The sequence below is a fragment of the Candidatus Pelagibacter sp. HIMB1483 genome (assembly GCF_052048135.1).
Lineage (GTDB): Bacteria > Pseudomonadota > Alphaproteobacteria > Pelagibacterales > Pelagibacteraceae > Pelagibacter.
Map to the genome: position 1 here is coordinate 738884 of NZ_JBNAIM010000002.1, position 11288 is coordinate 750171.

The 11288-nt window shown below is 27.6% G+C and carries 16 protein-coding genes; 3 read left to right on the top strand and 13 right to left on the bottom strand.

The features are described 5' to 3' along the window. Entirely contained in the window at positions 1 to 1329 is a 1329-nt protein-coding gene (locus tag ACTTAV_RS04580) for an O-acetylhomoserine aminocarboxypropyltransferase/cysteine synthase family protein (RefSeq protein ID WP_440670521.1), read from the top strand. Here ACTTAV_RS04580 and ACTTAV_RS04585 read toward each other — a convergent pair. Beyond that, a complete protein-coding gene (locus ACTTAV_RS04585; protein ID WP_440670522.1) occupies positions 1322 to 2302 on the bottom strand; it encodes a COX15/CtaA family protein in 981 nt (326 codons plus the stop codon). The genes ACTTAV_RS04580 and ACTTAV_RS04585 overlap by 8 nt on opposite strands. A gap of 88 nt (positions 2303 to 2390) precedes the next feature. On the opposite strand from ACTTAV_RS04585, the gene ACTTAV_RS04590 reads away from it, so the two are divergent. Then, the gene (locus ACTTAV_RS04590; RefSeq protein WP_440670523.1) at positions 2391 to 2681 is read left to right on the top strand and encodes a chorismate mutase; all 291 of its coding nucleotides are present in this window, start codon (positions 2391 to 2393) and stop codon (positions 2679 to 2681) included. On the opposite strand, the gene ACTTAV_RS04595 is transcribed toward ACTTAV_RS04590, so the two are convergent. From ACTTAV_RS04595 to ACTTAV_RS04620, 6 genes are read right to left on the bottom strand one after another with little or no spacing between them, the layout of a single operon-like run. Further along, on the bottom strand, positions 2682 to 2873 hold the full coding sequence (locus ACTTAV_RS04595; protein ID WP_440670525.1) for a 50S ribosomal protein L33: 192 nt from the start codon (positions 2871 to 2873) through the stop codon (positions 2682 to 2684). Position 2874: 1 nt separating this feature from the next. Continuing rightward, complete coding sequence (locus tag ACTTAV_RS04600) at positions 2875 to 3246, bottom strand: MerR family transcriptional regulator (protein ID WP_440670526.1); 372 nt, start codon at positions 3244 to 3246, stop codon at positions 2875 to 2877. Then, positions 3239 to 3538, bottom strand: a complete 300-nt coding sequence (locus ACTTAV_RS04605) for an integration host factor subunit alpha (RefSeq protein ID WP_440670527.1) — start codon at positions 3536 to 3538, stop codon at positions 3239 to 3241. Before ACTTAV_RS04605 ends, ACTTAV_RS04600 begins: the two co-directional genes overlap by 8 nt. A gap of 4 nt (positions 3539 to 3542) precedes the next feature. Beyond that, a complete protein-coding gene (gene plsX / locus ACTTAV_RS04610) occupies positions 3543 to 4544 on the bottom strand; it encodes a phosphate acyltransferase PlsX (protein ID WP_440670529.1) in 1002 nt (333 codons plus the stop codon). 14 nt (positions 4545 to 4558) lie between these two features. Next, the gene (gene rpmF, locus ACTTAV_RS04615; RefSeq protein ID WP_440670530.1) at positions 4559 to 4741 is read right to left on the bottom strand and encodes a 50S ribosomal protein L32; all 183 of its coding nucleotides are present in this window, start codon (positions 4739 to 4741) and stop codon (positions 4559 to 4561) included. 2 nt (positions 4742 to 4743) lie between these two features. Beyond that, positions 4744 to 5211 carry a ubiquinol-cytochrome C chaperone family protein gene (locus tag ACTTAV_RS04620; RefSeq protein ID WP_440670531.1) on the bottom strand — a complete coding sequence of 156 codons (468 nt, stop codon included), beginning with the start codon at positions 5209 to 5211 and terminating at the stop codon, positions 4744 to 4746. Between ACTTAV_RS04620 and bamE the strand changes: the two genes are divergently transcribed. Further along, complete coding sequence (gene bamE, locus ACTTAV_RS04625; protein WP_440670532.1) at positions 5210 to 5695, top strand: outer membrane protein assembly factor BamE domain-containing protein; 486 nt, start codon at positions 5210 to 5212, stop codon at positions 5693 to 5695. The genes ACTTAV_RS04620 and bamE overlap by 2 nt on opposite strands. On the opposite strand, the gene ACTTAV_RS04630 is transcribed toward bamE, so the two are convergent. The 6 genes from ACTTAV_RS04630 to ACTTAV_RS04655 form a co-directional block, all read right to left on the bottom strand. Next, entirely contained in the window at positions 5682 to 7787 is a 2106-nt protein-coding gene (locus ACTTAV_RS04630) for a sodium-translocating pyrophosphatase (protein ID WP_440670533.1), read from the bottom strand. The genes bamE and ACTTAV_RS04630 overlap by 14 nt on opposite strands. Before the next feature lie 78 nt (positions 7788 to 7865). Then, entirely contained in the window at positions 7866 to 8825 is a 960-nt protein-coding gene (gene thiL, locus ACTTAV_RS04635) for a thiamine-phosphate kinase (protein ID WP_440670534.1), read from the bottom strand. Continuing rightward, positions 8818 to 9222: a transcription antitermination factor NusB gene (locus tag ACTTAV_RS04640; RefSeq protein ID WP_440670536.1), complete on the bottom strand. Its 405-nt coding sequence runs from the start codon at positions 9220 to 9222 to the stop codon at positions 8818 to 8820. Before ACTTAV_RS04640 ends, thiL begins: the two co-directional genes overlap by 8 nt. Continuing rightward, positions 9219 to 9608, bottom strand: coding sequence for a 6,7-dimethyl-8-ribityllumazine synthase (gene ribH, locus ACTTAV_RS04645; protein WP_440670537.1), 390 nt, complete (start codon positions 9606 to 9608; stop codon positions 9219 to 9221). The genes ACTTAV_RS04640 and ribH overlap by 4 nt, the downstream gene beginning before the upstream one ends. Further along, entirely contained in the window at positions 9608 to 10708 is a 1101-nt protein-coding gene (gene ribB, locus ACTTAV_RS04650) for a 3,4-dihydroxy-2-butanone-4-phosphate synthase (RefSeq protein ID WP_440670538.1), read from the bottom strand. The genes ribH and ribB overlap by 1 nt, the downstream gene beginning before the upstream one ends. After that, the gene (locus ACTTAV_RS04655) at positions 10695 to 11288 is read right to left on the bottom strand and encodes a riboflavin synthase (RefSeq protein WP_440670539.1); all 594 of its coding nucleotides are present in this window, start codon (positions 11286 to 11288) and stop codon (positions 10695 to 10697) included. Before ACTTAV_RS04655 ends, ribB begins: the two co-directional genes overlap by 14 nt.

Consider the following 11288-nt stretch of genomic DNA (forward strand, 5'->3'; position numbering starts at 1 on the left):
ATGAGTAAAAAAAGAAATAACCCTGAGACCATAGCTATACATGGTGGTGATTACAGAAGTGATCCAGCAACAAATGCTGTCGCTGTTCCAATTTATAGAACAACTTCTTATCAATTTAATAGTGTAGATCATGCGGCCAATCTTTTCGCATTAAAAGAGTTTGGTAATATTTACACAAGGATAATGAATCCCACAAATGATGTTTTAGAAAAAAGAATTGCAGCACTTGAAGGAGGTTTGGCCTGTTTAACAGTTTCTTCTGGACAAACTGCATCATTATTTTCAATATTAAATGTTGCCCAAGCTGGTGATAATATTATTAGTTCAACAGATTTATATGGTGGAACTGTATCTTTGTTTACACACACACTAAGTAAACTTGGTATTGAAATAAGATATGCTGATCCAAAAGATCCTAAAAATTTTGAAAAAAAAATCGACGATAAAACTAGAGCTTTTTATGGAGAAACTTTACCAAATCCATACTTAAGGGTTTTTCCGATTAAAGAAGTTTCAGATATAGGCAAAAAATACAATATCCCTCTAATAATGGATAACACTGCAGCACCTGTAATTTGTAAACCAATTGAGCATGGTGCCGCCGTAGTTATTCATTCACTAACAAAATATATCGGTGGTCACGGAACTGCTATTGCTGGAAGTATTGTTGATAGTGGAAATTTTGATTGGACAGCTGATCCCAAAAGACAACCTTTGTTTAACGAACCAGATGCTAGTTATAATGGTGCTGTTTGGGGAAAAGTTGTACCTGAACTCACTGGGGCAAATGTTCCTTTTGCAGTGAGAGCTCGAGTTTGTTTGTTAAGAGACTTAGGTTCAGCATGTTCACCAGATAATGCTTTTGCTATTATTCAAGGACTTGAAACTGTTGCTTTAAGAATGAAACAACATTGTGCAAATGCGGAATATGTTGTTGATTTTCTTAAGAAACACAAAGAAGTAACTAAAGTTATATACTCTACAGAACATGATAAACCAATTGCTGATAGAGCTAAACAATATCTTAAAGGTGGAAACGGTCCAATGGTAGGAATTGAACTGAAAGGTGGTATTGAAGCTGGTAAAAGATTTATTGAATCTTTAAAAATGTTTTATCATGTAGCAAATATTGGTGATGCTAGAAGTTTAGCAATACATCCTGCTAGTACCACTCATAGCCAATTAAATGAAAAAGAGCTTGCTGCTTCTGGAGTAACACAAAGTTATGTAAGACTTTGCATTGGTATAGAGCATATTGATGATATTATTGAAGATTTAGATCAAGCCCTAAATAAATCTTCAAAAGGTAATCTTAAAGCTGTTAGTTAATTACATCTTTGTATTTTGAAATATAAAGAAAATATAAAGTTGAAAGTATTATAAAAATAGAATTTATCTGGTGTAAAGAAGCATAAACAATTTTTACACCAGATAAAATTGTTAGAATTCCCAATCCAACTTGAAATAATAAGATAATTCCAATAATCAAAACTGGTTTTAAAACTACTTTATTTGTTTCTTTGAAAGCAAGAATCAATAAATAAATATAATTTACAATAATTAGATAAGCTAAAAGTCTGTGTAAAAATTGTACAATCGAAGGATTATCAAAAACTTTTAAACTAAGAAATTCATTATATCTACTATCATCAGGAAAAAAATTTGATCCCATCATAGGCCAAGAATTGTAAATTTTTCCTGCATCCATACCCGATACAAATGCTCCTATTATTAATTGTAAAAATATCAATAATATAAAAAATTTGATTAAGTATAATCTTATTGAGATCTGATTTTCTTTAAGATTGGTTAACTGAAGAAATTTCCAGAAAACGATAGATAATATAAGGAATGCCGTTAATAAGTGTACAGATAATCTATAGTGACTAACATCTACCCTTTCAACTAATCCACTTGAAACCATGTACCAACCAATAAATCCTTGTAGGCATACAAGAAAAAAAATTACTCCATATTTTTTTAAAATCCAAAATCCATTTTTAAAAGTAAAATAAATCATAGGTATCAAAACTGTTAAACCAATTAATCTTCCTAATTGACGGTGAGCCCATTCCCACCAAAAGATGACTTTGAATTCATTTAAAGTCATATCAAAGTTTTGTTCTTTAAATTCTGGTATGGTTTTATATAGATTAAAATATTCCATCCATTTGTCTGTTGTTAATGGAGGTAATGAACCTACAAATAATTCCCAGGTAGTAATAGATAAACCAGAGTCAGTTAACCTGGTAAGTCCACCTACTAAAATAATAAGTATTATCATTGCTAATAATACCAGCATCCATATTTTTAGATGGGAGTTTAAATGATTATTCTCTCTGTACATGACTTAATAAATATAATAATTATTAATTAATCCAATAAAATTAATGTCGCCTAGTAACAAAAAAAAATTAGAAATTATTAGATCAAAACTAGATAAATTAGATAATAAGCTATTATCTTTGGTTAAATATAGAACAAATCTTGTAAAAGAAGTTTTAAAATTAAAAACATATAAAAATGAAATCGTAGATAAAAAAAGAATTAATTTTATTCTAAAAAAAATAAATGGTAAGTCAAAAAAACTAAAAATAGATCCAAAAATAACAAATCGTATTTGGAAAAATATGATTTGGTCTTATATTGATTACGAAAAAAGAAATTTCAAAAAAAAATAATTATTTACTATGTGGTGGAAGTTTTTTTTCAACAAAAACTTCGTGCTTTCTTGTGGCTGGATTATATTTTTTTGCTTTTAGTTTAATTTTAGCTTTTTCACCACCAGCAGGTTTTTTAACATAATAAAAAAAAGGACTATCAGGTTTAGATTCTGGAACCAATCTTACTTTTACGTGTGTTTTTTTTGCCATGTTATTTTAGTTTTTTTAAACTTTTAACAATATTAGAAATTTTTACTAACTTGTTTTTTAATTTATGAGCCTTTATAGAATTATTTTGTGTTTCGTCAAGTTTTAAAGGTTCTTTATTATTTAGTATTTTTTTAACTCCGTTAATCGTCATACCCTGGTCTTTTAATAAAAAATGGATCTTTTTTAATAATTCAATATTTTCTTTATCATAATATCTTCTGTTACCATTTAAAATCATTGGTTTAATTTGCTTAAATTCTTTTTCCCAAAAACGGATGGTGTGAGTAGGAACTGTTTGTCCTTTTCTTGATTTTAATCCTAATAACTTAACAACTTCACCAATAGTTTTGTAAGATTCATTTGATTTAATCATTATTACTTTTATTTAAAAATTCTTTAAATTCTTTAGAAGGTTTGAAGAGAACTACATCTCTTGATGATATGGTTTTTTCTTCTTTTGTTTTTGGATTTCTACCAATCCTAGATTTTTTTGATCGAATTGAGAATGTTCCAAATTTTGATATTTTAACATTCTTGTTTTTAATTAAATTTTTAATAATAATTGAAAAAAATTCATCAATAAGGTTTTCTGAAATTTGTTTTGAAAAACCTATTTGCATATAAACAATATTAACTAAGTCTTTTTTAGTTAAATTTATTCTCATTTAATCAAATATTGTCTCTAATTTTATCTATTAAATTACCTTTTATTATTCTATTACAAACATTAAGAGAATTAGAAAATCCAATAAAATCTGTCCCTCCATGACTCTTAACAACTGGTGAGTCTAATCCAATAAATATCGCACCATTATAAAGTCTTGGGTCTAATCTTTTTTTGAATTTATTTAAATTTGATATATTTAATATTGCTGAAATTTTTCCTAAAATTGAACCTTTGAATACTTTTTTAAGTTCTTCGGTAATAAAATTTGCAGTTCCTTCAGCTGTTTTTAAAGCAACATTGCCAGTGAAACCATCGGAAACAATCACATTAACATTTCCATTCATTAGCTCATTTCCTTCGATGTACCCGTCAAATTTAAAATTATTAGAATTTTTTTCATTTAAAATCTTGAATGTTTCTTTTATTGTTTCATTTCCCTTTAATTCTTCGGAACCAATATTTAATAAAGCTGTATTTGGTATTTCATTTGGATATAAAGATTTATAAAGAGCAGCTCCCATTATTGAAAAATCAACTAAATTTTTTGAGTTACATTCGATATTAGCACCAAGATCTAAAACAACACTCATTCCTTTTTTATTTGGCCATAAAGCTGACAATGCAGGTTTATCGATATTCTCAATCATTTTTAAATTCAATTTAGCAATTACAAGTAATGCACCTGTGTTACCCGCAGATATAACTATATCTGCTTCTTTTTTTTTTACACTTTCAATTGCAAGCCACATACTGGTGTCTTTTCCTCTTTTAGCAGCTTCAAGTGGACTATCTGTACTTTTGACAATACTATTAGTATGAATTATCTCATAATAACTTTTATCAACTTTGTTATTTATATATTTTTCAATTTCATTTTTATTACCGAAAATTTTAAAATAGTTTTCTTTATTTGATTTATTGTTGTGAATGATGCCATCAATAATTTTTTTAGGTGAACCATCACCTCCCATTGCATCAACTGCAATTTTAATTAAATTTGACATTGTTCTAAATATTTTTAATCTTTTGGATCTAAAACTTGACGACCTTTATACATTCCAGTTTTCAAATCTAAATGATGAGATAATCTATATTCACCAGATTTCTTGTCTTCAACGATATTCTTCGATGAGAATTTCATATTCTGAGATCTTCTCATACCAGTTCTTGAAGGTGTTTGTTTTCGTTTAGGTACAGCCATAATTATGGTTTAATTACACCTTTTAAAAAAAAGGTCAAAGTTTTTTTCTTTAAATCTAGGTTAAAATCATCAAAATATTCAACTAAAAAGTCTATTTTTGAAAAATCTTCTAAAAAAAAAGAGAGTTTATTAGATTTTTCATTTTTATCCAGATCATCCCAGAAATGAATATCCGAAACTATAGCATGAAATAAATTTAGATATATTTTCATTTTTTTGTTTATTGACTGATCCCCATAACCAATTTCACGTATACTGAGTTCCAATTGCCTAAAATTAAAATCATAGATTTTTTGTAAAATGTCTTTATTTTCCTTGTTTTTAAAGTTTTTTAAAAAAAAAGCAAAATGAATGAGAAAAAGTGTTAAACGATCAGAAAAATTATCTTCTCGATTTAACGATTTATATAAATTTTTATTTCTAGAGAAATTGATTAAATTGTTATAAATATTAATATAGTTTTCACTCATGATTAAATTATTATATATAATATTCTTTGCAATAATAGTAACAAATTGTTCTTTTAAAAAAGTTGTCAAACATCATGGGGTACCTTTTTTAGAAAAAAAACAAAAATCATTAATTGTAAACGAGAGCACCACTAATGACATCAGAATGATATTAGGCGCACCTTCAACTCAAAGTAAATTTGATAATGATATCTGGATTTATATAGAGAGAAAACAAACTCAATCAAAGATAAAAAATTTAGGTAAAATGAAAATTTTTAAAAATGATGTTCTTGTTTTAGAAATTGATAATTATGGAGTACTTCAAAAAAAAGAATTTTATAATATGGAAGATATGAAAAAGATTAAAATAGTAAAAGATACAACGCAAGCTTCATTTGCTAGAAATTCTTTTATATATGATTTCATGTCTAGTATGAGACAAAAAATTAATGACCCTCTTGGTGTGAGGGCCAAAAAAAGAAAAGAAATTAACCAGCGATAACGGCTAATAATAGTAATGCAACAATATTAGTAATTTTTATCATTGGGTTTACTGCTGGACCCGCTGTATCTTTATAAGGATCTCCAACCGTATCACCTGTAACAGCTGCTTTATGAGCCTCTGATCCTTTCCCACCATGATTTCCATCTTCTATATATTTTTTTGCATTATCCCAAGCACCACCACCTGCTGTCATTGATACCGCTACAAATAATCCAGTTATGATTACACCTAACAACATAGCACCAACAGACGCTAATGCAGCAACTTGACCACCAATCGCAAAAATTACAAAATATAAAACTATTGGTGACAAAACAGGTAATAAAGATGGAATAATCATCTCTTTAATTGCAGCAACTGTTAACAAGTCTACCAATTTAGCATAATCAGGTTTTTGTTTTTTTTTCATTATACCTGGATACTTTTTGAATTGTCTTCTAACCTCTATAACAACAGCACCACCTGCTCTACCAACGGCTTGCATTCCCATAGAACCAAATAAATATGGAAGCATTCCTCCAATTAACAAACCAACAACTACATATGGATTTGATAAATCGAAAGTAACCACAATACCCTCTAATTTTGATCCAGCTACTTTTGAAAAATGTTTTATATCTTCTGTATAGGCAGCAAAAAGAACCAAAGCACCTAAACCCGCTGATCCAATAGCATAGCCTTTTGTAACAGCTTTTGTTGTATTTCCAACTGCATCTAGTGCGTCAGTAGTTTTTCTAACACTGTTTGGTAACTTAGACATTTCAGCAATACCACCGGCATTATCTGTCACAGGTCCATAAGCATCAAGAGCAACCACCATTCCTGCTAAAGCTAACATTGTTGTTACAGCAATAGCTATACCATACAAACCAGCGATGTGATTAGTTAGCAAAATACCTGCAACAATTATTAAAGCTGGTATAGCTGTAGCTTCTAAAGAAATTGCTAAACCTTGAATAACATTTGTGCCATGTCCAGTTGTAGAAGAGCTCGCAACACTTCTAACTGGTCTATAGTTAGTTCCAGTATAGTATTCAGTAACCCAAATTAATAAACCTGTAATTACTAAACCTATAACACCACAATAATATAAACTCATACCAGAAAATGATCTATTATTTAGATTGTATGAATTGTCTAATCCTAAAACAAAATCAGTTACTGGATATAATATTGCTAATGAAGTTAAAGCAGAAACAACAAATCCTTTATATAAAGCTCCCATTACATTTTTACTTTTACCAAGCTTAACAAAGAAAGTTCCTATTATTGATGTCAAAATACATGCTCCTCCGATTGTTAAAGGATAAATCATCATTGACATATCTCCTGGGAAAAAAATTGATGATAAGACCATAGTAGCAACAATAGTTACAGCATAAGTTTCAAATAAATCAGCTGCCATACCTGCACAATCACCTACATTATCTCCGACATTGTCTGCAATTACCGCTGGATTTCTTGGATCGTCCTCTGGTATTCCAGCTTCAACTTTTCCAACTAAATCAGCTCCAACATCAGCTCCTTTTGTAAAAATTCCTCCACCTAATCTTGCAAAAATTGAAATTAAAGATGCACCAAAACCTAAAGCCACTAGTGCATTCACTATTTCTCTTTCATCAACATTAAATTTTAATAATAAATAATAATAAACAGCAATAGCTAATAAAGCTAAACCAGCAACAAGCATTCCAGTGACAGCTCCAGATTTAAAAGCAACAGAAAGACCACTTGATAAACCTTTACGAGAAGCTTCTGCTGTTCTCACGTTTGCTTGAACGGAAACTAACATCCCAACATAACCAGCAATACCTGATAAAGCTGCACCAATAAGATAACCTAGTCCAACAAGGGGACTAAATGCAACACTAACTATTATTAAAACAACAACACCAACAATTGCAATAGTTTTATATTGTCTGGCTAAATAAGCTTTAGCTCCTATTTGAATAGCAGATGCAATATCTTGCATCTTTGAGTTACCTGCGCTTGAATTTAAAATATTTTTTCCTGTAAAATATCCATAAACAATGGATAAAAGTCCTGCTGCAATGGTATACAAAAGTATAGTTTCGACTGTAGAGTTCATATTGACCTTAATTAAGTTGTTGTTTGTTTTTAAAAGCCGGACAATACAAAAAAAGCTATAAAACGCAATAATTAACTTTTAAAATTTATGAAAATAACCTTTATTTTTAAGCGCAATTTTCTTATTTTTTTCATCGATAATTTGTGATTTTTGCTTAGGGCTACAAATTTTTCCTATTTTTGAAATCTTTATACCTAAAGTTTTACTAGTTTTAGAGATGATTCTAGATTTTGAAGGTGAAGCAGTAAATAATATTTGATAATCATCTCCAAAAGTTACTGAAGTAATCTTTTTTACAATCTTTGATTTAATTAATTTATTAAGATTTTTAGAAGTTGGTATATTGTTCAAATATAACACATAAGAAAGTTTTTGATGATTAATTAATTTTTCTAAATCAGCTACTAAACCATCTGATATATCAATAGAAGTATTTGCAATTGATAATAATTTTTTTGTTATATCTATATGCAAATTGGGATGAAAATATTTATTTTTAAAATATCTTGTTAAATTTCGATTTAAATGAATTTTTTTTTGTAAGACTTTTAAGCCAACAAAACTATCTCCTAAATTACCTGTAACATATATATCATCATTTAGTTTTGCTTTATTTCTAAAGATTATTTTATCTGAAAAACCTACAGAAATTATTGTGAAACTTAATTTTTTTGAAAAAGTAGTGTCTCCACCACATAAATTAATTGTAAATTTTTTTTGTTCTTGATGTAAAGATTTTGATATTTTTTCAAGTTTTTTTTTAGAAAAAGTGTTTTTATTACCAGAACCTGAAATAAAATAATATTTAGGACTCACACCTTTACAGATCAAATCTGATATAGATGATCTAATGATTTTTTTAATAACAAGGTCAGGATTTTGAAAGTTTATAAAATGAACACCTTCAACATATGTATCAACAGAAATTACTAATTTTTTTGATTTATCAAAAAAAACATCGTCATTTAATTTTAAAGAACCTTTATTATTAGATGATAATTTTGAAAAATATTTATTTATAAGTTCAAACTCATGCATTTTTTATTCTTATCTTTTTAGCTATATTATCCAATAAAGCATTTAGATATTTTGTTTGAGAGTTGTCTAAAAAAAAATTTGAAGCATCTAGATACTCTTTAATTATAATCTTTATTGAGACATTTGGCTTATATAAGAGCTCATATGTTGCAGATTTCAATATGACTTGAAATAATTTATCTAAATTATTAAATCTAAATTCATTACCTAAATTTTTATCTAATTCATCAATCAAAATTTCATTCCTCTCGATTGTTCCAAAAACAACATCTTTAATAAACTTCTTAAATCTATGTTTTGGAAAATCTATTTTTTCGTCATCATTGAAAAATTTTCCATATAATTTTTGAATGATTATAACTCTAGGATTATTCTTTGCGCTAAAAGAAACTTTCATTTTTGTAATAAAACTGAAACAATAGCTTTCGCAGCTTCAGCACCTTTTTTTTTTCGTGCTTTTGCTTGTCTCATATTTAAGCATGTTAAAATTCCATTACCTATAGGTTTTTTAGAATTTATTGACAAATTCATTATAGCTTCTGTTGAAGAATGAGAAATAAAATCAAAATGAGGAGTTTGTCCTTTTATAACACACCCAAGTGCTATAAAGGCATGATATTTTTTTAAATTTTTAGATATTGAAACTGGTATTTCAAAAACTCCTGGAACTTTAATTATTTTAACAATAAAGTTTTTTGGTAAATAATCTTGAGCACTCTTTAATAAACCATAAGAGATATCTTTATAGTAATCAGCTATAACAATTAGAATTTTTTTTTTCATTAAATAATTTCCTGTTTTGTGATTTTTATACCAAAACCATCTAAACCAATAACCTTTTTAGGTGATTTTGTAATTAAAATCATGTTTTTAATCTTTAAATCTTTAATTATTTGAGCGCCTATACCGTAATTTTTAATTGATTTGTCTTTTACCTTTTTATAAGAATTTTTGTCTTTAAAATCTTTTAAAGTTTGTGAAACAGATTTAAGATTACTATCCTTGATAAAAACTAAAACACAATTATTAAACTTTTTAAAATGATTAATTGTTTTGTTGAATGAATTAGGCAATTGTTGATTTATTAGATAATTTTTAACTACATTAGACGAAATTACTCTTACTCTTGGAGTAATACTTTTTTTTATTGTCCCTTTAATAAGCGCAAAATGTTCAGATCCATCTAAAAGGTTTTCATAAATTCTGATTTTATACTTTTGATTTTTTACCTCAATCACACTTTGTTTCTTTAATCTTATCAGTTTTTCTTTTTTCAATCTGTATGCAATGAGATCTTCAATTTTTCCTATTTTAAGTTTATGTTTATTAGCAAAATTAAAAAGATCTTGACCTTTCGCCATAGTACCATCTTCATTCATTATTTCACAAATAACAGCTGAGTTATTTTTTCTGGCAAGTTTTGAAATATCAACTGAAGCTTCTGTATGACCTGCTCTAACAAGCACGCCCCCATCTTTTGCAATAATAGGAAATACATGACCTGGAGAAACAATATCTTTTTTATTTACATTTTTCCTTGAAGCAACCTTTATAGTCCTAGCTCTATCTTTTGCGGATATTCCGGTTGTTATTCCTTTTTTTGCTTCGATTGAAACGGTAAATGCTGTTTTATTTCTTGATTGATTCACAGGAGACATTAGAGATAAGTTTAATCTTTTGGCCTGTAAAGCATCTAAAGCTAAACAAATTAAACCTCTTCCATACTTTGCCATAAAATTAATATTTTTGGCATTAGAGTCAGATGTGGATATTACTAAATCACCCTCATTTTCTCTTTTTTCGTCATCAACTAAAATAAACATTCCACCTTTTTTGGCAGTATTAATTATTGACTCAATTGATGAATAATTACTTTTTTTCATTAAAAAAATTTTTTACATATTTAGAAAGTATGTCAATTTCAACATTAACTAAACTTCCTTGTTTAATTTTAGATAAATTTGTTAATTTAAATGTATGTGGAATAACCCAAATTTGAAAACCTTTTTTAGTAACTTTAGATATAGTTAATGAAATACCATTTATACATATTGAGGCTTTTTCAATTATATTTTTCCTCTCTTTTAAAGGGATTTCAAAATCAAAAAGATAGGATTTATCAATTTTTTTTATATTCTTTATTTTTCCAACTGTATCTACATGTCCTTGACAAATATGACCAGATATTTTTTGACCATATTTAAGTGGCATTTCTAAATTTATTTGCTCATTAATTTTAAGAAATCTAAATTTTGATCTATCAATTGTTTCGTTTGATAAATAAAATTCCATTATCTTATTATTTATTGTAATAAGAGTTAAACAGACACCATCACAGGCTATTGATACACCAATATCTTTTTTAGACAATCTTATATTTGATTGAATAAAAATATTGATACCTTTTGGTCTTTTTAAAATTTTTTTTACAATACCTTTGTTAAAAATAATTCCATTAAACAT